The organism is Neisseria subflava (assembly GCF_005221305.1).
GTDB lineage: Bacteria > Pseudomonadota > Gammaproteobacteria > Burkholderiales > Neisseriaceae > Neisseria > Neisseria subflava.
The window spans coordinates 612,513-637,044 of record NZ_CP039887.1 but is presented as its reverse complement, the minus strand read 5'-3'; the positions used below and the strand labels follow the sequence as shown (position 1 = coordinate 637,044).

20 protein-coding genes and 1 pseudogene are annotated in these 24,532 nt (G+C 48.6%); 15 read left to right on the top strand and 6 right to left on the bottom strand.

What is annotated here, in order from left to right; translation table 11 throughout:
- Positions 1–468 precede the first annotated feature (468 nt).
- The 3 genes from paeA to FAH66_RS03110 all read right to left on the bottom strand — a co-directional run bounded on the left by paeA (position 469) and on the right by FAH66_RS03110 (position 3,678).
- Entirely contained in the window at positions 469–1,770 is a 1,302-nt protein-coding gene (gene paeA / locus FAH66_RS03120; RefSeq protein ID WP_137040654.1) for a polyamine export protein PaeA, read from the bottom strand.
- Positions 1,771–1,871: 101 nt separating this feature from the next.
- On the bottom strand, positions 1,872–3,179 hold the full coding sequence (locus FAH66_RS03115) for a replication-associated recombination protein A (RefSeq protein ID WP_137040653.1): 1,308 nt from the start codon (positions 3,177–3,179) through the stop codon (positions 1,872–1,874).
- 64 nt (positions 3,180–3,243) lie between these two features.
- The gene (locus tag FAH66_RS03110; protein ID WP_137040652.1) at positions 3,244–3,678 is read right to left on the bottom strand and encodes a hypothetical protein; all 435 of its coding nucleotides are present in this window, start codon (positions 3,676–3,678) and stop codon (positions 3,244–3,246) included.
- 1,152 nt (positions 3,679–4,830) lie between these two features.
- Here FAH66_RS03110 and FAH66_RS03105 point away from each other — a divergent pair.
- From FAH66_RS03105 to FAH66_RS03055, 12 genes and pseudogenes are all read left to right on the top strand, one after another.
- Positions 4,831–5,202, top strand: coding sequence for a hypothetical protein (locus tag FAH66_RS03105; RefSeq protein WP_208648083.1), 372 nt, complete (start codon positions 4,831–4,833; stop codon positions 5,200–5,202).
- A gap of 143 nt (positions 5,203–5,345) precedes the next feature.
- Positions 5,346–6,755 (top strand): threonine synthase, encoded by a 1,410-nt coding sequence (thrC, locus tag FAH66_RS03100; RefSeq protein ID WP_137040650.1) that lies wholly within the window; start codon positions 5,346–5,348, stop codon positions 6,753–6,755.
- 228 nt (positions 6,756–6,983) lie between these two features.
- Positions 6,984–8,750 carry a lipid A export permease/ATP-binding protein MsbA gene (gene msbA / locus FAH66_RS03095; protein ID WP_049328974.1) on the top strand — a complete coding sequence of 589 codons (1,767 nt, stop codon included), beginning with the start codon at positions 6,984–6,986 and terminating at the stop codon, positions 8,748–8,750.
- Positions 8,751–8,835: 85 nt separating this feature from the next.
- On the top strand, positions 8,836–9,612 hold the full coding sequence (locus tag FAH66_RS03090) for a ferredoxin--NADP reductase (protein WP_049328975.1): 777 nt from the start codon (positions 8,836–8,838) through the stop codon (positions 9,610–9,612).
- Between the two features lie 71 nt (positions 9,613–9,683).
- A pseudogene (locus FAH66_RS10990) lies at positions 9,684–10,426 on the top strand (uroporphyrinogen-III synthase).
- Between the two features lie 109 nt (positions 10,427–10,535).
- Complete coding sequence (locus FAH66_RS10985; RefSeq protein WP_244285050.1) at positions 10,536–11,807, top strand: uroporphyrinogen-III C-methyltransferase; 1,272 nt, start codon at positions 10,536–10,538, stop codon at positions 11,805–11,807.
- Positions 11,804–13,027 (top strand): heme biosynthesis protein HemY, encoded by a 1,224-nt coding sequence (locus FAH66_RS03080; RefSeq protein ID WP_137040648.1) that lies wholly within the window; start codon positions 11,804–11,806, stop codon positions 13,025–13,027. Before FAH66_RS10985 ends, FAH66_RS03080 begins: the two co-directional genes overlap by 4 nt.
- A gap of 135 nt (positions 13,028–13,162) precedes the next feature.
- On the top strand, positions 13,163–14,224 hold the full coding sequence (gene hemE / locus FAH66_RS03075) for a uroporphyrinogen decarboxylase (RefSeq protein ID WP_137040647.1): 1,062 nt from the start codon (positions 13,163–13,165) through the stop codon (positions 14,222–14,224).
- 145 nt (positions 14,225–14,369) lie between these two features.
- Positions 14,370–15,863, top strand: a complete 1,494-nt coding sequence (cls, locus tag FAH66_RS03070) for a cardiolipin synthase (protein WP_137040646.1) — start codon at positions 14,370–14,372, stop codon at positions 15,861–15,863.
- 265 nt (positions 15,864–16,128) lie between these two features.
- Positions 16,129–16,323, top strand: coding sequence for a YgaP family membrane protein (locus FAH66_RS03065; protein ID WP_137040645.1), 195 nt, complete (start codon positions 16,129–16,131; stop codon positions 16,321–16,323).
- A gap of 12 nt (positions 16,324–16,335) precedes the next feature.
- On the top strand, positions 16,336–16,857 hold the full coding sequence (locus tag FAH66_RS03060) for a rhodanese-like domain-containing protein (RefSeq protein WP_070748051.1): 522 nt from the start codon (positions 16,336–16,338) through the stop codon (positions 16,855–16,857).
- A 79-nt stretch (positions 16,858–16,936) separates the two neighbouring features.
- Positions 16,937–17,239, top strand: a complete 303-nt coding sequence (locus FAH66_RS03055) for an ArsR/SmtB family transcription factor (protein WP_049328980.1) — start codon at positions 16,937–16,939, stop codon at positions 17,237–17,239.
- Between the two features lie 91 nt (positions 17,240–17,330).
- Here FAH66_RS03055 and FAH66_RS03050 read toward each other — a convergent pair whose 3' ends face one another.
- The 3 genes from FAH66_RS03050 to FAH66_RS03040 all read right to left on the bottom strand — a co-directional run bounded on the left by FAH66_RS03050 (position 17,331) and on the right by FAH66_RS03040 (position 21,972).
- The gene (locus FAH66_RS03050; RefSeq protein ID WP_049328981.1) at positions 17,331–17,669 is read right to left on the bottom strand and encodes a hypothetical protein; all 339 of its coding nucleotides are present in this window, start codon (positions 17,667–17,669) and stop codon (positions 17,331–17,333) included.
- 75 nt (positions 17,670–17,744) lie between these two features.
- Positions 17,745–21,149, bottom strand: a complete 3,405-nt coding sequence (mfd, locus tag FAH66_RS03045; protein WP_137040644.1) for a transcription-repair coupling factor — start codon at positions 21,147–21,149, stop codon at positions 17,745–17,747.
- A 130-nt stretch (positions 21,150–21,279) separates the two neighbouring features.
- A complete protein-coding gene (locus FAH66_RS03040) occupies positions 21,280–21,972 on the bottom strand; it encodes a VIT1/CCC1 transporter family protein (protein WP_049328983.1) in 693 nt (230 codons plus the stop codon).
- A 298-nt stretch (positions 21,973–22,270) separates the two neighbouring features.
- Here FAH66_RS03040 and FAH66_RS10795 point away from each other — a divergent pair, with 298 nt between their 5' ends.
- The 3 genes from FAH66_RS10795 (at position 22,271) to aspA (ending at position 24,296) form a co-directional block, all read left to right on the top strand.
- Positions 22,271–22,417: a hypothetical protein gene (locus tag FAH66_RS10795; RefSeq protein ID WP_003685706.1), complete on the top strand. Its 147-nt coding sequence runs from the start codon at positions 22,271–22,273 to the stop codon at positions 22,415–22,417.
- Positions 22,418–22,608: 191 nt separating this feature from the next.
- Positions 22,609–22,809 (top strand): hypothetical protein, encoded by a 201-nt coding sequence (locus FAH66_RS03035; protein ID WP_003685538.1) that lies wholly within the window; start codon positions 22,609–22,611, stop codon positions 22,807–22,809.
- 89 nt (positions 22,810–22,898) lie between these two features.
- Complete coding sequence (gene aspA, locus FAH66_RS03030) at positions 22,899–24,296, top strand: aspartate ammonia-lyase (protein WP_137040643.1); 1,398 nt, start codon at positions 22,899–22,901, stop codon at positions 24,294–24,296.
- Positions 24,297–24,532: the final 236 nt, after the last annotated feature.

Here is a 24,532-nt window from a genome sequence, read left to right as displayed (position 1 = left end):
ATTTCAGACGGCCTCCTTTACTGCCTGTAGCTTGCTCTAATGCTAACTAATGTATCATTGGAAGCCAAGTCAATGGCGATAGCTTCCATCACGCCAAGCATGACATGTGAAAATCGTTGGCAGCACATAGTATAGCTATTTTTGAAAGAACAGGTCAGTTTTATAAACAAGAGGCATAAAATAAAGATGCACGCAACCTTGCCAACCGTACCGCAAGACCGCAAAACTCCATGCTCAAATATATCGCACCATTGCCGGGCCGCTCCGTCCGCGCCGGTGTAAGGCTGACGTTCTAAGTTGAAAATAAAACAAACCGGATTTCCAGTTGATGGAAATCCGGTTTTCTTTTTTGATTATTTGATTTTCAGACGGCCTTTTATACAACTTAAGAAAAGACATAAATCATAAGCAACTTATTTCAAGATGGCCCGTTTTCATCTGATACTACAAATATTCCTTTAAAGCCTATTATATTTTCCCCACCATATTTCCTTGTTTGGAAACCAAAAGTTGGTCGATTTTCAAATTTTCAGTATCGATGATTTCAAACTTATAACCGGCATAAACCAGAAAATCCGTACGCTTCGGGATTTTGCGCAGGGAATACATCATAAAGCCGGCGATGGTTTCATAATTTTCCGAATTGGGAAACTCTTCAATATCCAGCGCGCGCATGACATCGGTAAGCGGCGTGGCACCGTCCACCAACCATGTATCTTCGGTACGGCGGATGATTTGCGGCTCTTCTTCGGTATTAACCAGCTCGCCCATCACAATGCTCATCACGTCTTTCAGTGTTACTACCCCAACCACCAGTGCGTATTCGTTCACCACTACGGCAAAGTCTTCACCGGAAGTTTTGAAGGTCTCCAATACATCATAAAGCGACAGCGTGTCGGGAATAAACAAGGCTTTGCGCAACACACGCTTGTCGGTCAGGCGGACGTCTTTCTCTTTTAAAAACAAGGTTAGCAGCGTATGCGATTCGATATAGCCGATAACGCGTTCCAAGTCGCCGTCGCATACGAGGAATTTATTGTGCGGTTTTTCCGACATCATTTCCAACACGGTATCGCTGTCGTCGTGTTTATCAAAATAGGCGATATATTCGCGCGTACTCATGGTGGAAGTGACCGTACGCTCCTGCATATCGAAAATGTTTTCAATCAGATAGTGTTCTTGTTCTTTCAATACACCAGCCTGCGCACCGGCATCAACGACGGCATAAATATCTTCCGAGGTCAGCTGCTCCTGACGGACGGTTGAGATTTTGAAGAGTTTGAATATTGCGTTTGCCAATCCGTCAAAAACCCAGACAAGGGGCTTTAAGATAAAAATCAGAAACATCATCGGACGCACAATGCGTACCGCCACCGCTTCGGGATGGGTCATTGCCATGCGCTTGGGCATCAGGTCGGCAATTAAAATAAAGCTGCCTGTAACCAGCGAGAAAGTCAGCAAAGAGGCAACTGTGCTACCCCAACTGCCTACATTCTCCAACAGCTTGCCAAAATACGGACGTATTGCCGCCTCGCCGACGATACCGGCAAGAATGGCGACGGCGTTCAAACCGATTTGGACAACGGTAATAAAACTGCCCGGCTGCTGCTGCATATTGATTACGTCAAGCGCACGCGTATCGCCGCCATCTTTCGCCATAACCTGCAATTTGATTTTGCGTGCCGAAGCAAGCGCGAGTTCGGAACAGGACACAAACGCACTAATAACAATCAGCAGGCACAATAATAGTAAGGCTTCAAAAATATTCATGAAAATTTGTGTGTATGGTATAGGTTAAAAATATTCAAACAGCAAAGGCCGTCTGAAAAACTCAATTTGATCTTAGATTTGTATTATGTTCATTTACTGTTTTAATCATCCAGCGCATCTTCATCCAAGGATTTCAGCCATTTCAGCTTTTCGCCAATTTTGATTTCCAATCCACGCGGGACGGGTTGGTAGAAATCGGGTTCGTCCAAGCCATCGGGCATATAGCTCTCACCGGCAGCGTAGGCATTCGGCTCGTCGTGGGCATAGCGGTATTCACGTCCGTAACCCAACTCTTTCATCAACTTGGTCGGCGCATTGCGTAGGTGGACAGGCACTTCGTCGCTGGCATTTTCTTTGACGAAACGGCGCATTTGGTTGTATGCCTTATAGCCTGCATTAGATTTCGCGGCGGCAGCAAGGTACAACACGGCTTGAGCCAAAGCGAGTTCCCCTTCTGGCGAGCCTAAGCGCTCATAAGTAGCGGCGGCATCATTGGCAATCGTTAAGGCACGCGGATCGGCCAAGCCGATGTCTTCCCATGCCATACGGACAATGCGGCGGGCGAGATAACGCGGATCGGTACCACCGTCGAGCATACGGCAGAACCAATACAATGCCGCATTAGGATGCGAACCGCGCACAGATTTGTGCAACGCGGAGATTTGGTTGTAGAAACTCTCGCCACCCTTATCAAAACGGCGGATTTGCGCACCCAAACTGTCTGCCAGAAATTCGGCGGTTAAGGTTTTCAGACGGCGTGTATCGGCAGCGCGTAAAAGCTGTTCGATCAAATTCAACAATCTGCGCGCATCACCATCGGCGGTATTCACAAGCAATTCTTGCGCATCCGCTTCAATCGTAAAATCTTGGTATTCGGGCAAAGCCAATACTTTAGCAATCAACTTTTTCAGGTCGTCTGAAGACAAGGATTGCAAAACATACACCTGCGCTCTGCTGAGCAATGCCGGATTGACTTCAAATGACGGGTTTTCCGTGGTGGCGCCGATAAAGGTTAACAAGCCACTTTCGACATAAGGCAAAAATGCGTCCTGCTGCGCTTTGTTGAAGCGGTGTACCTCGTCAACAAACAAAATCGTCGCGCGCCCTTGTTGCAAGGCAATTTCAGCTTTTTCTATTGCCTCGCGTATGTCTTTCACGCCGGAAAATACGGCGGAAACAGGCAGAAACTGGGCATTGAAACTCTGCGCCAAAATCCGCGCCAACGTGGTTTTGCCTACACCCGGAGGCCCCCACAGCAACATAGAATGCGGCTTTCCACCCTCGACCGCCACGCGCAAAGGTTTGCCTTCGCCGATCAAATGATGTTGCCCAATGACATCGTCTAAAGAATGCGGACGCAGGCGTTCGGCAAGCGGCGCATCGGGTTGGCGGGTGAAAAGGTCGGACATGGCGGTTTCCGTGAAAGAGAGGTTTCAGACGACGTGGATTATAGCAGGTCGTCTGAAAGGGGGATTAACGCTCTTTGGGCGTAATATCAATATAATTTTCATTCAAAATTTGTAGTGATTTCCCGCTGATGACGATACATTCCTCAGCTAATTTCGCAGCTTCCTCTTTTCCTTTGTTGTTTTCAGCAGTCGGTGGGCAGAAGACCTTAGTGTCACCTAAGTTCCAAGCCATGTAGCCGTATAAGGCATTGTTGCGTTGTTCAGGTTTCGGAGAACAATTAATATCTTTTTTTAATTTTTCATTTTCTGAAAGTATGGGACATTTGAATTTTTGTTTTAATTTAACCAAGTCATTTTTGTTAATGCCATTGATTTCTTGGAAGCCATTGTTTTGTTGAAAGTTATTATGTAATAAATACCATGAAGAGTTTTTAGGAATTTCCACAAATCGAACAGGATGAAGCATATGTGTTGAAAAATTATTTGAAAAAACTGACATTAAAAAGAATGAGCTTATTGCGAGCATAATTGGAAGAATATAACTATTTTTATTCTTGTTATTTTTTGAATATGCCTCATCAGCTACTGCACGAACGTTAAGGAATATAAAAAATATAAAAAAGATAGAAAAATATATTTAATATAACTATCTAGAAGCCAGTTTAATGCAAAAACTATTAAGAATATTGAATAGATAAAAATTGAGCAGTATATCAAGAATGATAAGGCTAATGTTGGTAATAATCTAAAAAATGATAGAAATATATTATAATTTTTAATACTTTGATAAATAATGAGAAAAAATATTAACGGAATTAGGGCAATAAGCCATATAATTAATAAATATATTGAATATAATGTATAAAGAATAGTTGTAATGATTTTATCAAAACTTAATTCTTTATTATTTTTATCGCAAATTAAGGCTGTAAATATTTTATTATAATTAATACGGTATATTATTTTGGGTAGAAAATTGACTTTATCCTGTATAATGTAGATAAAATATGGTGAAATTATTGTAAATAAGAAGCATAATCCAATTATTGGTTCTAGTGGTATGTTTATCTTTTCATAATCAGAAAGAAGTAAATATATTACTAATATTGGAAAGCTTAAAGTCGAAGCAAGTAGAGATGGGAATAAGTTCTTAACTTTAATCCCTTGTGCTTGAAAATCTTTGGAAATAAATATAAATGTGTATGGGGATAGAAATGGGACAGCAAAGATTAAGAGAATCAAAGCAAAAACAAATATGATAGTCGTTAAGCTGGATGCAGAAGCTATTGTCTCTGGAAAAATACTAGAATACCCGATAAAAATTAAATAGCGATAAGTCAAAATACTTCCCAGTATCAATCCAAGTGCAGCTAGGGATGGAATTGATTTGCTTAATAGGCTAATGACAGTGGTCAGCCATGATCGTAAACCCGATTCATTTGGCTCAGAGAGCAGTAATATCCTAAGCAGCTTTTGTTTGCTCTTCTTAAAATGATTCATGTCTAGAAATGCCTTATTTTTGAATAAATGTTGAATTATACCTCACTCTCTCTAATCCCCCCGTCTCACACCGCTTACGGTATAATACGCGTTTGTTTAAAGACTTTGCGGGGCGTTTCAGACGACCTTGCGGCAAAGGATGGCTATGAATATGAAAAAGATTGTTGCCGTTGCCTCTGTAGCGGCGTTGTTGGGCGGTTGCGCTTATGATTCTGACTCGGCGTTCGGCGGTTTAGGCGGCGGTACGGGTATCGGCGGCAGCGTGGTGAAAATGGCGGTCGATCATCAATGCCGTTCGGAATTGAACAAGCGCAATGAGTGGCGTTTGATCGCGCTGACGATGAGCGCAGACAAGCAGCGCGAGTGGGAAGATAAAATCTGCGGCTGCGCGAGCGAGGAGGCGCCGAATCAGGTGTCCGCGCAAGAGTTGATGGATGTTTTGAATCCTTCTTCGCGTGATCGGGCGATTGCGTCGGTAACGATGAAAACCGTCAATGCTTGTTTCAAGCGTTTGTATAGATAATGTTTTTCAGACGACCTCTGTGTATCAAGGTTGTCTGAAAGTTTATAGTGGATTAAGGTCGGGATAGGGCGGTTTGCGGGATGGTCCTCAGGCGGGTTTCCTGTTTTGACCAGCAATATTTTTGTTTTTATAGAGAAGAAATCATGAAATACATCAGCACCCGCGGTGCAACCGCACGCAAGCAATTCAGCGAAGTTTTATTGATGGGTTTGGCTCCTGACGGCGGTTTGATGCTGCCTGAGCAATACCCTCAAATCGACCGTGCTACCTTAGACCAATGGCGCACACTCAGCTATCCTGAGCTGGCGTTTGAAGTCATGAGCCTGTTTGCCACCGACATCCCTGCTAATGATTTACGCGACATCATCAACCGCACCTACACCGAAGAAGTATTCGGCACCAAAGCCATTACTCCAGTACGCACACTTTCAGACGGCATCAAAATCCAAGCCCTGTCCAATGGTCCTACTTTGGCATTCAAAGACATGGCCATGCAATTCTTGGGCAATGCGTTTGAATATGTATTGAACAAAGAAGGCAAAGAACTCAATATCTTGGGCGCTACCAGCGGCGATACCGGATCTGCCGCCGAATATGCCCTGCGCGGTAAAAAAGGCGTCAATGTCTTCATGCTGTCTCCGGAAGGCAAAATGAGCGCATTCCAACGTGCGCAAATGTTCAGCCTGCAAGATGCCAACATCCACAACATCGCTGTTGAAGGCATGTTTGACGACTGCCAAGACATCGTCAAAGCCGTACAAAATGATGCCGAGTTCAAAGCCAAATACCACATCGGCACAGTCAACTCGATCAACTGGGGCCGTATCGTCGCTCAAGTCGTGTATTACTTTGCCGGTTATTTCAATACCACTTCGAGCAATGATGAAAAAGTCAGCTTCTGCGTACCAAGCGGCAACTTCGGCAATGTCTGCGCCGGCCATATCGCACGCCAAATGGGTCTGCCTATCCACCGCTTGATTGTTGCCACCAATGAAAACGACGTATTGGACGAATTTTTCAAAACCGGCGCATACCGCCCGCGCAACAGCGAACACACTCACGTTACTTCCAGCCCGTCTATGGACATTTCCAAAGCCTCCAACTTCGAGCGTTTTGTGTTTGACCTGATGGACCGCGATGCAGACGAAATCAAAACCTTATGGGCTGAAGTAAGCTCCGGCAAAGGTTTCAATTTGGAATTTGTCTTAAACAAAGTCCATCAACAATATGGCTTTGTTTCCGGCAAATCGACCCATGCCAACCGCCTTGCCACCATCAAACAGGTTTACGAACAAGACCGTGAATTGATTGATCCGCATACAGCCGATGGCATCAAAGTAGCGCGTGAAGTACGCGAAGCCGGCGAAACCATCGTCTGCCTCGAAACCGCATTGGCTGCCAAATTTGAAGCCACCATCCATGAGGCTGTCGGCGAAGTTACTATCCCCCGCCCGGCTGCATTGGAAGGCTTGGAAAACCTGCCGCAACATGTCCGTGTTGTCCCTAATAACGCAACGACAGTAAAAGACATCATTAAGGAAGCTTTGGCTTAACCGGCTGTCTTTGACGACTGAAGAGGCCGTCTGAAACTTTTTCAGACGGCCGCAACTGGTGTTTGAGAAGTGGGCAGCGTTATTAACGACCCCACCGCATCACAGTCGTTCTCATTATAAAATCAAGGCGTTAAAATAATACCAACTCCTTTTGACTTTCAATTGCAAACATTGTAATGACAGATATTTTCGTTTAGAATTGCATGTTTGCTCTAAATCTGGATTGATATGCAGACAACACAAGCCACATCCAACTGGGAGCTGTACAAGCGTTTGCTTGGATATTTAAAAAGCTATTGGAAGATGTTTATCGTCTCCGTAGTAGCCATGCTGATTGTCGCCGGTACGATGCCGGCTTTCGGTTACTTGCTCAAACCTTTGATTAATGAAGGTTTTGTCGATAAAAACATGAAAAGCATGTCATGGTTGCCGCTGGCAATTGTGGCGCTGTTTTTCGTTCGCGGCCTGTTCAACTTCATTAACGAATATTGCACGACTTATCTGTCCAGCCACTTGGTGCAGCGTTTGCGCGGTGAAATGTTCAATAAAATGATGCACCTGCCGACTTCGTATTTCAGCAGCAATACCGGCGGCCGTCTGATGTCGCGCATTTTAAACGACGTCAACCAAATTACTGATGCAGGATTTAACGTCATTACCGTGATCGCCAAAGACGGCGTGAGCGTGGTCGGTCTGTTGGGCTTGTTGACTTATCTAAACTGGCGTTTGACCCTGATTACTTTTATTATTTTGCCGGTCGTTGCCGTATGTATCCAAACGGTCAGCAAACGCTTGCGCAAATTGTCTGCCAACAATCAAATTTACATCGGTCAGCTGATGCAGGTTTTGGGAGAAAGCATCAATGGTGAACGTGTTGTGAAAATCTATGGCGGTCAAGATTATGAAAATCGCCGCTTCAACCGTATTGCCGACGATGTGCGCCGCAACCTGCTCAAACAGGTTTCCGCCAGCTCTGCCGGTACCGGCATTACGCAATTAATGGCTTCGGTTGCACTGGCTGCGATTATTTACGCAGCGGCACGCCAAGCAGGGCTTTCAGGATTTAGTGCAGGCGATTTTATGTCGTTTTTGTCCAGCATGATCATGATGTTTGACCCCATCAAACGTATGACCGGCGTGATGCAATCCCTGCAACGCGGTTTGGCGGCGGCAGAAAGTGTCTTTACCTTTTTGGATCAACCCGAAGAGAGCAACGAAGGCAAACAAATCCTCAGCCCAAACCCTGGAGATATTGAATTTTGCGATGTTGTACACCGCTATCCTGAAGCCGAACGCAACAGCTTGAACCACATCAACCTGCTTGTACCGCAAGGCAAAGTGACTGCATTGGTCGGCGCATCAGGCTGCGGTAAAACCACTCTGGCCAATATGTTGCCGCGCTTCCTCAATCCGGATGAAGGCAAGGTTTTGATTGGCGGCGTCAACATCAAGGAATATACACTCGAAAGCCTGCGCAGCCGCATGGCATTTGTCGGCCAAAACGTTATCCTGTTTAATGGTACGATTGCTGAAAACATTGCCTATGCTCAAGCTGACAAATTCAGTGAAGAAGAAATTATCAATGCTGCAAAAGCCGCGAATGCTTGGGAATTTATCCAAAAAATGCCGCAAGGTTTGCACACTGAAGTTGGCGAAAACGGTTTAAAACTGTCCGGCGGCCAACGTCAACGCCTCGCCATTGCGCGTGCGCTTTTGAAAAATGCGCCGATTTTGATTTTGGACGAAGCCACCAGCGCATTAGATAATGAATCCGAACGTTTGGTACAAACCGCATTGGAAAACCTGATGCAAAACCGTACCACATTGGTGATTGCCCACCGACTTTCAACCATCGAAAAAGCCGACAATATCGTTGTGATGCACGAAGGCAATGTAGTCGAACAAGGCACTCATCATGAATTGATCAACGCAGGCGGACGCTATTCCGACCTGCACAGCCTCAGCGAAAAATCAGCCAAACCGGCAAGCAAGTAGCTGAACACCATATTCCATTCTTTTTATTAACCTCGGCCGCCCCTACCTATTCTTTTCAGACGGCCTTATCCGACAGGAAATATCAATGGCAGCATTCAACACCCAGAAAGTCTTGTCCGTACACCACTGGACCGACGCTTACTTCACTTTCACCTGTACCCGTGACGAGTCTTTGCGCTTTGAAAACGGCCAATTCGTCATGGTCGGCCTGATGGTAGACGGCAAACCGCTGATGCGCGCATACAGCGTGGCTTCTGCCAACTGGGAAGAGCATCTGGAATTTTTCAGTATCAAAGTACAAGACGGCCCATTGACCAGCCGCCTGCAACACCTTAAAGTCGGCGACGATGTCCTCATCAGTAAAAAACCGACCGGTACACTGGTTGCCGGCGACCTGAATCCGGGCAAACATCTCTACCTCTTGAGCACCGGTACCGGTATCGCCCCTTTCTTGAGCATTACCAAAGACCCTGATGTTTATGAGCAATTCGAAAAAATTATCTTGGTTCACGGCGTACGCTACAAAAAAGACTTGGCATACTACGACCGCTTCACCAAAGAATTGCCCGAACACGAATACTTGGGCGACTTGGTTAAAGAAAAACTGATTTACTACCCGATCGTTTCACGCGAAGAATATGTACATCAAGGCCGTCTGACCGATTTAATGCGCAGCGGCAAACTCTTTGAAGACATCGGCCTGCCTAAAATCAATCCGCAAGACGACCGCGCTATGCTGTGCGGCAGCCCAGCCATGTTGAAAGACACCTGCAACGTTTTGGACGAATTCGGACTGACCGTTTCTCCGAAAACCGGCGTTCGCGGCGACTACCTGATTGAGCGCGCATTCGTCGATCAATAACGTACGTTAGCAACAGGCCGTCTGAAACCCTTCTTTCAGACGGCCTAAACCTTAATAATTTATCCCACATTATGCCTACTCTACTCATCATCCGTCCGTCCAACCGTCCACAGCAAGATATCCAAACCTGCCATACAGCCGGTTGGCAGGCTCAGGTATTGAGTCCGATTGAAATAGAGGTGGATTGTTCGGCGCAAAAAAAACTCCCCGAACAATTCAAGCAAGCCGACGTCGTGTTTTGGGTCAGCCCGACCGCTATTGAAACCGCAGCGCCGCATCTGAACTTTTCAGACGGCCACAAAGCACACATTACCGTCGGCCAAACCAGCCAACATACTTTGGCGCAATTCTCCCCCTATCCCGTATTCTCTCCCGAAGACGGCAACGACAGCGAAGCCGTCTTGAGAATGCCTATTTGGAAAAACCTGCCACCCAACGCCCGAGTTCTAATCATTCGAGGTCATGGCGGCCGTGATTTTTTAGCAGACAAACTGACCGAACTGGGTTTCCAAATCGACATCGCCGAAATCTATTTCAGACGGCCACACGCCATCGATTGGCAGAACTTTAAAACTGAAGACATCGCTGCCGCCTACGTCACATCCGGCGAGCTCGCGCGCGAATTTTTCCATCAGATTCCGCCGCAATTTTCCCGATTCTTCGAATCCTTGCTATACTTTACCCACCATCCGCGTATTGCCGATGCACTTCGCATCGTCGGCGCCAAACATGTAGAAACCGTCACTTCTTTATCCGCTGCACTTTCATCCATGCCACAAAGGAGCCAAGCAGTGAACCCAGTCGAAGACAATAAAGATACCCAACAAGTTGCCAATACGGCAGCTCCGGTGCCTGAACGTTCTGAAAACACAAGGCCGTCTGAACAAATCAAACCTACCCAACCTCAGCGAGTGGAGGCGAGCATGCCCGAGTCCAACAATCTCCCACAAAACAACGCCCCTGTTATCATCAAACAATCTGGCGGCAAAGCCTTGGCCGCAGGTGCAACCGTCTTGGCACTGCTTGGCTTGGGCGCGAGCGGATTCCTGTTTGTACAGGGCCAAAATGTTTTAAAAAACCAAGAGCTCGAATTCAACCAAAAAATCGACAAAGCTGCATTGGGCGAATCTGAAAACGCTAGCCTTCTAAAAGACAACCTCAACCGCCAAACCGCTATTCAAGCCGAGTTAGACCGCCTGAACAACGGTCAAAAAAACAATAGCGATCAAATCCTGCAATTGCAGAAAGCTTATCAAGAGTTACTCAAAGGCCGTATCAACTGGCTGGTCGACGAAGCCGAATCCATGTTGAACACTGCTTCGCAACAATTGATGCTGTCAGGCAACCTCCAAGGCGCGGTCAGCGTATTGGAACACATCGACAGCCGCTTAAGCCGTTTTGAACAACCTGAACTTATCCCCATCAAACAAGCCATCAGCAATGATTTGGCCGCGCTGAAAAACCGTCCTTATGTCGATATTTCCGCTACTGCCTTGCGTCTCGACCGTTTGGAAAGCGGTATTTCAGGCCTGCCTTTGGTTTTGGACGGCGTATTGAAACCGGGTGCCGCGCCTGTCGAAGTCGCCAATTCAGGAACTTGGTGGGAAAACACATGGGAAAAATCCCTCAATGCCCTCAAAGGCTTGGTTGAAGTCCGTCATCTGGACAGCAACGACGCCATGTTGATTTCGCCCGATCAAACCTACTTCATCCGTGAAAACCTGCGCCTGCGCCTTTTGGATGCGCGCATTGCCCTGTTGCAACACAACGGCGAAGTGTATCAAAGCGATTTGAACAACGTTGAAGCAACCGTGAAGCAATACTTCGACAGCAAATCCCCTGCTACCCAGTCATGGCTGAAAGAGTTGGCCGAACTCAAAGCCCTTGATGTCCGCATGATTTCAGACGACAGCCTGAAAGCCAGCTTGAGCGCCGTTCGCGCTTATCAAGAAGGTTCGCGTATACAAATGACGACCGAAGAAGCTGCACAAACCCAAGCTGCCGAGAAAACCGCTTCCGCTCCGGCTGCAACTACCGAGCAAACCACAACTTCCGCACCGGCGGCCGCTTCCGCTCCTCAATCTTTAGAAGCACCTGCATTGCCCTCTGAAAACAAAAAAGAACCGGCCGCCGAAGCTGCCAAACCACAAAACCAAACCAAGCCTGCTGCCAAAATTAAAGGAGAGCAAGCATGAAAACCGTCGTTTGGATTGTCATTCTGTTTGCCGCCGCCGTCGGTTTAGCGTTGGCTTCCGGCATTTATACCGGCAACGTGTATGTCGTGGTTGAGCAAACCATGCTGCGTATCAATCTGCATGCCTTTGTTTTAGGCCTGCTGTTGAGCGTATTCGTCTTGTATTTCCTGATTAAATTCGTGTTCGGCCTCTTAAATATTCCGGCGCGTATGCAACGCTTCGGCATTGCCCGCAAAGGCCGTCAGGCTTCTGCCTCTTTGAACAGCGCAGGTCTGGCATATTTTGAAGGCCGTTTTGAAAAAGCCGAACAAGAAGCCGCCAAAGTCTTGCAAAACAAAGAAGCAGGCGACAACCGCACCCTGGCTTTGATGTTGGGCGCGCATGCGGCCGACCAAATGGAAAACTTCGAATTGCGCGACCGCTACCTGCATGAAATCGAACACCTGCCACAAAAACAACAGCTTTCCCGTCATCTTTTGCTGGCCGAATCTGCACTGAGCCGCCGCGATTATCCGACTGCCGCACAAAACCTTGAAGCCGCAGCAAAAATCAATAGCAACTTAAGCCGCCTGGTCCGCCTGCAATTGCGTTATGCCTTTGATCATGGCGATGCTGCAGATGTCTTGGCAAAAGCAGAAAAACTGGTTAAAGCCGGCGCCATCAACGATTACGAAGCCGAACAGTATCAAAATTGGGCATATCGCCACCTCTTAAGTGAAGTAACCGATGCAGGCAGTCTGAAAGCTTGTTTGAAACGCATTCCTGAAAGCTTGAAATCAGGCGAATTGTGTGTCGCGATTGCCGAAAAATGCGAGCGTTTGGGTTTGTATGCCGAGGCGGTCAAATGGATTAAAGCCCATTATCCGCAAACCCGTCAGCCTGAGCTTTTGGAAGCATTTGTCGAATCCGTACGTTTCCTAAGCGAGCGCGAGCAACAAAAAGCCATCGACTTGGCAGACTCTTGGCTTCAGGAACAACCCGACAATGCACCACTGTTGATGTATCTTGGCCAACTGGCTTACGGACGCAAACTTTGGGGCAAAGCCCAAGGCTACCTCGAAGCCAGCATCGCCCTGCAACCCAGCGTATCCGCACATTTGGTCTTGGCCCGCGTGTTTGATGAAACCGACCAACCGCAAAAAGCGCAAGAACAACGCAATCTGGTTTTGGAAAGCGTGGCCGAAGAAGAACATCCGGCAGCCCTTACTCAACCCAATTGATGTGCTGATTTCGCACTAAGCGACAATATGAAATCTACAACAAAACCAACCATTTAATCATTTCAGACGGCCTCAATACATATCTAAGGCCGTCTGAACTTTGTCCAACACACCAAATCAGAAAGCCTCTCTACCATGACTGCTCTGAAAAACGACACTTTCCTCCGCGCCCTGCTCAAACAGCCTGTCGAATACACTCCTATCTGGATGATGCGCCAAGCCGGGCGCTATCTGCCTGAATACAAAGCCACACGCGCACGCGCAGGCAGCTTTCTCGATTTGTGCAAAAACACCGAGTTGGCAACCGAAGTTACCATCCAACCTTTAGAACGTTTTGATCTAGACGCGGCAATTCTGTTTTCCGATATTCTGACCGTTCCCGATGCCATGGGTTTGGGCCTGTATTTTGCCGAAGGCGAAGGCCCGAAATTTGAACGCGCCTTGCAACACGAAGTCGACATTGCAAAACTGCAAGTTCCTGACATGGAAAAACTGCAATACGTCTTTGATGCCGTAACTTCCATCCGTAAAGCACTAGACGGCCGAGTTCCGCTGATCGGCTTCTCAGGCAGCCCATTCACACTTGCCTGCTACATGGTTGAAGGCGGCAGCAGCAAAGAATTCCGCACCATCAAAACCATGATGTATTCACGCCCTGATTTGCTGCATAAAATCCTCGACACCAATGCTCAAGCCGTTACCGCCTACCTCAACGCCCAAATCGATGTCGGCGCACAAGCCGTACAAATTTTCGATACTTGGGGCGGCGTGTTGAGCGATGCCGCATTTAAAGAATTCAGCCTGAAGTACATCCGACAAATCGTTGCCGGACTCAAACGCGAAAGCGAAGGTCGCCGCGTGCCTGTTATCGTATTTGCCAAAGGCGGCGGCTTATGGCTGGAAAGCATGGCAGAAATCGGCGCAGATGCATTGGGCTTGGACTGGACCTGCAACATCGGCGAAGCCCGCCGTCGCGTCGGCGAACAAGTTGCTCTGCAAGGCAACTTCGACCCGTTTGCCCTCTTCGGCACACCGGAGTCTATCCGCACCGAGGTCGCACGCATTCTTGCCGACTATGGCAACGGCAGCGGCCATGTATTCAACCTCGGCCACGGCATCAACCAACACGCCGATCCGGAACACGCCAAAATTTTGGTCGATACCGTACACGAATTATCCCGTCAGTATCACCATTAATTAAAACAACTCAAAGGCCGTCTGAAAACAGAAACACGATTATCGTGTAAATTTGTTTTCAGACGGTTTTTCTATATACTTAATATCTGAAGCTTATCAGCTGACACCTTCAAACTTAAAAACACATCCACTCCCGCTACCGAATATGAATTTTTTTAAAGACATCACCTGGACCGAAATTTTCATCTTCGCCCACACCTGCGCCGCACTCGTCTGTATGCTGCGCGTGTTGTACAAACAAAAAAACATCGGCTCAACCTTTGCCTGGCTGATTATCCTATTCCTTTTCCCCGTATTCGGAACCATCGCCTACATCCTTATTGGAGAGCCTCGTCTAGGCACCGCCCGCGCCAAACGTACCGGCGAAATGAACCGCTTCTACCGCAACTTTGCCGCCACCCATCTAGCCGATATCTATCTCGACATTGCCGACCAAGTCAAATCACGATACCACGGCATCAGTAAAGTTGCCGAAAAAGGAACGGGGCTGGGTGCAACCAAAGGCAACGCCATGAGCCTGCTCTCTACCACAGATGCCATCATCGACAGCATGCTTGCGGACATACGCGCCGCAACCCATTCCTGCCTGCTGGCCTTTTACATTATCGAACCCAAAGGCCGCATTGAAGAAATTTTAAATGAAATTCTTGCAGCCGCAGATCGAGGCGTTGACTGCGCCATTCTGGCCGATGCCGTCGGCAGCAGGAGTTTTTTTGAAAGCGATTGGGTAGAGATACTGCGCCAAGCAGGCATTGAAGTACATACCTCATTGCCTGTCGGCATTTGGCGCACATTATTTACGCGTACCGACCTGCGCAACCACCGCAAAATCCTCGTTATCGACAGCAAAATCGGTTACACCGGCAGCTTCAACCTCGTCGACCCGCGCTATTTCAAACAAAACTCCGGCGTCGGAGAATGGGTCGATGTCATGATGCGCTGCACAGGGCCTATGGTTTTGGAACTGTCTGCCGTCTTCTTCGCCGACCTTGCCGTCGAAACCGATGAAAACCTCCAAAACGTACAAACATACCTCAACCAAGCCCAAAGCCTGCTGCCCCAAATCCTTCCTGAAAAAATGCAGCAAGACGATATCGTTGCCCAAATCATTCCATCCGCCCCCGAGCAAGGCAGCTTCGTTATTTACGAAACCATTATCAGCGCCATCTATGCCGCCACCAAACAAATCACGATTACCACCCCCTACTTTGTCCCCGACGAGCCGCTTCTCATGGCATTAACCGTTGCCGCCAAACGCGGCGTCAAAGTGACCCTGATACTGCCTGCCAAAGTCGATTCACTGATGGTTCGCTACGCCTCACGCGCCTACTACCCTATGTTGCTGGAAGCCGGCGTCAAAATCGCCATGTTTGAAGGCGGTCTTCTACATGCCAAAACCATGACTATTGACGAAGACTACTCCCTCTTCGGTACGGTCAACATGGACATGCGCAGTTTCTTCCTCAACCTAGAAATCAGCCTCGCCATCTACGATCGCGATACCACCAAACAAATCTGCAACCTCCAACGCAGCTACCTTAAAAACAGCAGCTACATTGCCATCAAATCATGGCAACAACGCTCCAAACTCCGCGGCCTCGTGGAAAATGTCGTCCGCCTGATGAGTCCTTTACTGTAAAACATAAATATTTAAGCCGTCTGAAAAATACTTTTCAGACGGCCTTTTTTATATATAAAAATTATATCGTTCTTTTATTTTAAATCAGATGCTTAAGCGATCATTTACACCAACCAAACAAACCAATACCTATCCCTATTCCAAACTGCATGGTTACAAATAATTTGACAAAATCATTTTTAGGGATATAATATTTCTCATATATGATTTTTATTATATATATATTTATTTATAGATAATTCATTCTGAAACAAGGAGCAATAAAATGAAACGAAACTTGGGTACTTTGGATCGCGTAATCCGTATTGTTATCGGCGTAGCGCTGATTGCTGTGGCCGCTACCGGACACATTGGCTGGTGGGGTTGGCTGGGCATCATCCCCCTGGGTACAGCACTGATTGGCAACTGCGCGCTGTACAGCTTATTGGGCATCAACACCTGCCGCATCAACAAAAAATAAAGAAGGCAAAACATGAGTACGGTCGGACAACTCCCGCAAATCAAGCCTTCCGAAGCAATGGCAAAAATCCGTGAGGGCGCGTTGGCAGTGGACATCCGAAGCCAAGCCGAATATCGGGGCGGGCATATTGGTGGCGCATTATCCCTTCCGCCTGAACAGCAGCGAGACAAACTGCCCGATGATACAGCCCCATGCCTGATTTTTTATTGCCTGAGCGGTAAACGTACAACACGGGCAGAAACAATATTGTCAGCGCTTGGCCAAGGTCGAGAATGTTATATTCTAGAAGGCGGCTTACTTGCATGGAAAGCTGCAGGGCTTCCTATTGTTGCCGACCGTGCCGCACCGGATATCATGCGGCAGGTGCAAACCATTGCGGGCAGTTTGATTCTGTTAGGCGTGCTGGCAGGTTGGCTGGTATCGCCTTGGTTTTATCTGATAGACGTGATAGTCGGCGCAGGCCTATTAACGGCCGGGCTAACCGGATTCTGCGGCATGGCTCGCCTGCTAGCCAAAATGCCATGGAACCATTAAGCAAAGGCCGTCTGAAAGTTGCTGCTGAGGCCATTATGACTGATAATTCGACCTCTTCATTTGCCGAAAAGCGTGAAAAATGACCATTGCCGACAATCAACCGCCCTACGAAGAAGCCACCGCTTTTCTCAAACTACTGGCCAATCCCAACCGCCTCGCCGTATTGTGCAAACTACATGAAAGACCGCACAATGTAACCGAGTTGGCTGAATCATCCGGACTGCCGCAAGCGGCAATGTCCAGCCAATTAGCGCTACTGCGTGAAGCCGGTTTGGTATCGTTTGAAGTGAACCATCGGGAACGGCAATATTACATTGCCGACCCGAGGGTAACCGAGATGATACAGTTGCTGTATTCCTTTTTCTGCGCAGATAAACCTTGAAATGTTGCCGAAATAGGATAGTCAAAAAATCTATCCTATTTATAATTTTAAAGGCCGTCTGAATCTTTTTCAGACGCCCTTTATTGTATTTTTAGTCTTGCCATATCATCTCGTGTTTAGAACCATAAGTAATCTTCTTGATATTGCTTTCAAGAGCAATTTCTTTATCTAATGTTCCTGAGTATTCCGAACCTGCTAATTTTTGAAATAAAGTAATATTCAGCTCATCGTTGCGGCTAGTTGTTTTGATATCTGAAATACCCATTGCACTATTGCCTAATAAGCCTGTCAAATGCACCTGCCTATTCCCCTTAGCTTCATTGACAGTAATTTTAAAATTCTGAATATCTTCCAACTTAATTTCATCAGTGAAAAAGCAGCCGGATAATATCAAGCCTGTTACTCCCAGCATCATTACCCTCATTTTCATAATAATTCCCTGTTCGATTTAGTAATCTCAAAACTGACAGTTTCAGTATTTTCAGACGGCCTTTTCCTAACCTTTCTACTTAACCATCACCCTTTCTTTCAAAGTCTTCAATACGTTCTTCACTGTATTAATCCGCACTTCGATATTTTCCATCTCTGCGGTAAATCGCAGCTTATCCGCGCCGACAAGGCGGTATTTTTTGTCGTTCTGAATCAGCAGGATGATTTCGGTTGGATCGACATTATTGTTTTTGCCAAAGGTTACCGTTACCGCTTCGCTGGTCGCATCAATGGCATCGATACCCAGTTCTTTTGCCGCAAGCCGCAGGTGGTGGCTTTCGATGAGGGTTTTGACGGGTTGTTCGGGCAGGCCGAAGCGGTCAACGAGTTCTTCGTATATGGCGTTGATTTGTTGCACGGTTTCGCAGACGGCGAGGCGTTTGTAGAGGACGAGGCGCTCGTGAATGTCGGGGCAGTAGTCTTCGGGCAATAATGCCGGGCTGTGCAGCTTGATTTCAGTGGTGATGCCCAATGGCGCGTCAAGGTCGGGTTGGCGGCCTTTTTTGAGGTCGCGCACGGCTTGTTTGAGCATTTCGGTGTAGAGTGTGAAGCCGACCTGTATCATTTCGCCGGATTGTCCTTCGCCGAGGATTTCGCCTGCGCCGCGGATTTCCAAATCCTGCATGGCGAGGGTGAAACCTGCGCCGAGTTCGTCTGCCGCCGCGATGGCGTCGAGGCGTTTTTCTGCGTCTTTGGTGATGTATTCGGGCGTGAACAGGTAGGCGTAGGCTTGGTGGTGGCTGCGGCCGACGCGCCCGCGAAGCTGGTGCAGTTGCGCCAGCCCGAATTTGTCGGCGCGGTTGATGATGATGGTGTTGGCGTTGGGGATGTCGATGCCGGTTTCGATGATGGTGGAACAGAGCAACACGTTGAATCTTTGCTGCAAAAAGTCGCGCATGACTTGTTCCAGCTCGCGCTCGCGCAGTTGTCCGTGTGCCACGCCGATGCGGGCTTCGGGCAACAAGGTTTCCAGCCGCTCACGCATGTTTTCGATGGTATCCACTTCATTGTGCAGGAAAAATACCTGTCCGCCGCGTTTGAGTTCGCGCAACACGGCTTCGCGCACGCTGCCTTCGCTGAAGGGTTTGACAAAGGTTTTCACGGCGAGGCGGCGGCTGGGTGCGGTGGTAATCAGTGAGAAGTCGCGTAGGCCTTCAAGCGCCATGCTGAGGGTGCGCGGAATCGGTGTGGCGGTCATGGTGAGGATATCGACATTGGCGCGCAGGCGTTTGAGCTGCTCTTTCTGGCGCACGCCGAAGCGGTGTTCTTCATCAATAATCACTAAACCTAAGTTTTTGAATTTGATGTCGTCCTGAACTAATTTGTGCGTACCGATAACGATATCGACCGTGCCGTCCGCCATGCCTTCCAGCGCGACTTTGGTGGCTTTGCTGTTGTTGAAACGCGAAAGGCTGGCGACTTTCACGGGGAAATCGGCGAAGCGGTCGGCGAAGTTTTGCGCGTGCTGCTCGACCAGAAGCGTGGTCGGGGCGAGTACGGCAACCTGTTTGCCGCCCATCACCGCCACAAACGCGGCGCGCAGGGCGACCTCGGTTTTGCCGAAACCGACATCGCCGCACACTAGGCGGTCCATCGGCTTCGCCTGCGTCAAATCTTTAATCACGGCGGCGATGGCGGCAGCCTGGTCTTCGGTTTCCTCGTAGCCGAAGCCGTCGGCAAACGCCTGATAGTCCAACTCGTTGATTTCAAACTTGTGTCCCGATTGGGCGGCGCGTTGGGCGTAGAGGTTGAGTAACTCGGCGGCGGTATCGCGCGCTTTTTCGGCAGCTTTGCGCTTCGCTTTGTTCCACGCGCCGCTGCCGAGCTTGTGCAGGGCGACGTTCTCATGCGCCTGACCGGAGTAGCGGCTAATCAAATGCAGTTGCGAAACAGGCACATAAAGCTGCGCTTCGCCCGCATATTCGAGCAACATCATTTCGTTGGTTTCGCCGCCCAAATCCATCGTTACCAAGCCCATATAGCGCCCGATGCCGTGTTCTTCGTGTACGACGGGGTCGCCGATGTTGATTTCGGCAAGGTCGCGCAACAGGCCGTCTGAAACGGCGGCGTGTTTCTTACGATGATGTTTGCGCGAGCGAGCAACATATTGATAAAGATCGGATTCGGTAATGACCGCGATGTTTTGATCTTCTAATTTAAACCCGTAAGCCAACGGCGCCACTGTGATCATCAGCGGCTCGTGCGCCGATAAAAAGCCCTGCCAGTCGGACACAGGTTTGGCTTTCAAACCGTTTTGCTGCAAGAAGCCGAGCATGGTTTCGCGCCGTCCCAGACTTTCGGCGCACAGCAAAATCCGTCCTTCAAAGGTCGTCTGAAAATCCTTCAAAGCCTGCAACGGCTCGTCGGATTGGCGGTTGACGGCAAGGTCGGGCAGGGTGTGTTCCTTGCCGGAAACATCGGGCAGCACTTGTCCGTAGTTTTTCAGACGGCCTGCAAATACATCGGCAGAGAGATACAAATGTTGTGGAAGCAAAGGCGGATAGGTTTCGTCGCCCTGCGCCATGGCGTAACGCGATTTAACGTCGCTCCAAAAACGGTTTGCTTCGGCGTGAACATCGCCCAATGAAACAAACAACGCATCTTCGCCGATATAGTCAAACAGCGTTTCCAACTCGTTTTCAAAAAACAGCGGCAGATAATATTCCACGCCCGCACCGAAATGGCCGTTGCTGACGGCTTTGTACACAGCCGCATCGTTCGGATTGCCATCGACTTCTTCACGGAAGCGGCTGCGGAAGATTTTCTGCGCCTCGCTGTCGGTGGGGAACTCGTGCGCCGGCAGCAGGCGGATTTCGGAAACGGGGGAGATGGTGCGCTGCGTTTCCGTGTCAAAGGTTTTGATGCTGTCGATTTCATCGTCGAACAAATCAATGCGGTACGGCATTTCGCTGCCCATCGGGAACAAATCGACAATGCCGCCGCGCACAGCGAACTCGCCCGCCGCAACAACGTGGGAAACATGGTTATAACCTGCATCCACCAAATCGCTTTTCAGACGGCCAATATCCAAAGTCTGTCCTGTTTTCAGCCAAAACGTGCGCCCTGCCAGAAACGGCACAGGCGGCAGCTTCTGCATCGCCGTGGCAACCGGTACGAACAACACGTCCGCCGCGCCGCTTTTAATCTGCCACAACGCCGACAAGCGCTCCGACACCAAATCCTGATGCGGCGAAAAACGCTCGTAAGGCAGCGTTTCCCAGTCCGGCAGGAACACCGCCGTATCGTGCGGACGGAAAAACAGCCAGGCCGTCTGAAGGCGTAGCGCCTGTTCCGCATCTTGGGTCAGGATAACCTTGAGCTGCTTATGCGGCAAATGACGCGCCAAAGCCAAGGGCAGCGAGCCTTGAGACAGATTGAGCCAACGGGATTTTTCACGGGGTTTGGGAATCGGATAAGTCATGACAAAACAGTTTGTAATAAGTAAATACAAGCACCATAGGCCGTCTGAAAAATTTTCAGACGGCCTTTAGCGATCAAATAGATTTTCAATTTTACTGGATACAGGTTTAAAAGAATATAAGGCCTTACATTCAGACAGCCACGCCTGCCAGTTTTCCAATAAATCCGGTTATCACCAATGCCGCAACGCCCCATAAGCACACGCGCAAAACGGCAGGAACGACAGGCGCGCCACCAAGTTTGGCGGAGACATAACCCAGTCCGGCCAGTCCGCATAAAGTGGAAACTGCCAAGGCCGGAACAATGGCGGTAGAAGCCGTCAACGCGACCAGTAAAGGCAAAATCGCGCCGGCACAAAATGAAGCGGCAGAAGCCAGCGCGGCCTGCATGGGTTGGGCGGCAGAGGTTTCGGTAATGCCGATTTCGTCGCGCGCGTGGGCGGCGAGCGCATCGTGTTCCATCAATGCTTTGGCCACCTCTGCGGCGAGCGGGTCGGACAAACCGCGACGGCGGTAAATTTCAGTCAGCTCTTCCAACTCCGCATCAGGATTATTTGCCAATTCGTAGCGTTCTTTGTGCAAATCGGCTTTTTCCGTATCCGATTGACTGGACACAGAAACATACTCCCCCGCCGCCATTGACACCGCGCCCCCGATAAGCGCCGAAACGCCCGTCAACAGCAGGGTTTGGAAATCTGGCGCGGCTGCGGCTACGCCCGTTAACAGTGAGGCAGTGGAAATCAGGCCGTCATTGGCACCCAATACGCTTGCCCGAAGCCAGTTGTTGCGGTCGCTGAAATGGCGTTCGCTGTGGTATGAATACATATATACTCCGATAAATTGGCTGTTTCCAGATGATGATAACATTGTATTGTTTTTTGAAATCAATGTCAGTTTATCCCTTCAGATCAAGTATTCTTAAATCTTTCTGCTGCCATTTCAAGCCATAAAAACCAACTCTCCTCATTGGATTTTTTCAGACGGCTTTAACGCTTTTACAAGCAAATTTATTGTTCCAAGTCATGGCATTATCACAAGGCAGTTTTGTGCTGCTTGGTTTATCCGCTTAAAGATGCTATCTTTATGAATCTTTCCACTCCTCAATCCATTGAAAGGATGTATCATGGCCGAAGAAAACAAAATCAAAGTAAACGATTTGCCTGAAGATAAAAAAGAGCAAACCGAAGAAACCGAACTGCCCGTTATCAATAACGAAGAAAAACGCGGCGGTCACAGCGAAGGCGGTTGCTGCGGCGCATGCGGCGGCTAATCTTCCCAACCAAAGCCTCAAGGCCGTCTGAAAAGTCTTACTTTTCAGACGGCCTTTTCCTTTCTAAACACTTACAGGTAAATCAATGAAAGGATGCAGGAGAAGAATTTAAACCCAACCGCGTTTGTGCTACATTCACATCTTTACAAACCACAACAATCTGCACCCGCAGACACACAAGGAAGAAAAAAATGTTTTGGTATATCGTCGGCTTTTTCGCCATTATCGTTTCCCTACTCGCCCTCTGGGTCAATGCCAGCGCGTTCGGTATGCAGGAAGACGGCACGCCGCAATCCGAATACGAAAAAATGTTGGGTCTGGGCGCGAAACTGAAAGACAAAGATACAGTTGCTAAGGAACGCGAAGCGGCGCGCTTTCATCCTGACGATTAAGTCTTATTAACTGGACAATCTTGCCGAACTGGGCTAATGTTCCAAACGCATAATGCACACCAACACAACTATACGAGAAGGTAAGAGAAATGACTGTACGAATCGAACACGATTTACTGGGCGACCGCGAGATCCCTGCTGAAGTATATTGGGGCATCCATACTTTGCGTGCCATTGAAAACTTTAAAATTTCCACACAAAAAATTTCCGACGTACCGCAATTTGTCCGCAGCATGGTCATGGTTAAAAAAGCCACTGCGCAAGCCAACGGCGCATTGGGTGCCATCAAGCCGGAAATCGCGGCCGCCATCGAAAAAGCCTGCGATGAAGTATTGGTCAAAGGCCGCTGCCTCGACCAATTCCCGTCCGACGTTTATCAAGGCGGCGCCGGTACTTCGGTCAACATGAATACCAACGAAGTCATTGCCAACCTCGCATTGGAAGTCTTGGGTCACGAAAAAGGCCACTACGACATCGTCAATCCGATGGACCATGTCAACGCCAGCCAATCCACCAACGATGCCTACCCTACCGGCTTCCGCCTTGCCGTGTATTACAGCATCGGCGAATTGCTCGACAAACTGACCATCTTGAAAAACGCCTTTGCCGCCAAAGCCGAAGAATTTAAAGACGTTTTGAAAATGGGCCGCACCCAGCTTCAAGATGCCGTACCGATGACTGCCGGTCAAGAATTCCAATCTTTCCAAGTGTTGTTGGAAGAAGAAATCCTCAACCTCGACCGCACCCGCTCCCTGCTGCTTGAAGTCAACCTCGGCGCCACCGCCATCGGTACGGGCGTGAATACGCCTAAAGGCTATGCAGCTTTGGTTGTTGAGAAACTCTCCGAAGTCAGCGGCCTGCCTTGCAAACTGACTGAAAACCTGATCGAAGCGACCTCCGACTGCGGCGCATATGTGATGGTACACGGCGCATTGAAACGCACAGCCGTCAAACTGTCTAAAATCTGTAACGACCTGCGCCTACTCTCTTCCGGTCCGCGCGCTGGTTTGAAAGAAATCAACCTGCCTGAATTGCAGGCCGGTTCTTCCATCATGCCCGCCAAAGTCAATCCCGTGATTCCTGAAGTCGTCAATCAAGTCTGCTTCAAAGTCATCGGCAACGACACCACCATCACTTTCGCAGCCGAAGCAGGTCAGTTGCAGCTGAACGTTATGGAGCCGGTAATTGCCCAATGTATGTTTGAAACCATTTCCCTCTTGGGCAATGCCGCGGTCAACCTGTCCGACAAATGCGTCAAAGGCATTACGGTCAACCGCGAAATCTGCGAACACTATGTCTTCAACTCCATCGGTTTGGTCACTTATCTGAACCCATACATCGGCCACCGCAATGGCGACTTGGTCGGCAAAATCTGCGCCCAAACCGGCAAAGGCGTGCGCGAAGTCGTACTGGAGCGCGGTTTGTTGAGCGAAGAAGAGCTCAACCGCATCCTCTCCCCAGAAAACCTGATGAATCCTCATCTGTAATCAGGATTTGAAATCAAAGGCCGTCTGAAACTTTAAACATTTAAAGTTTCAGACGGCCTTTTCGTATTGATATTGATATTTATCGAATTTTTTTGCGAAATTCAGAATTAAAAGATAGCCTGACCGTCAGGTTTGATTTAACATGGTGTTGCCCCAGCCTGTTTCTTCCTTAAGGTTATGCCGGTAATGATGACTCAAAAGGAACCGAATATTGGCAAAACGGTCAAAATAACATC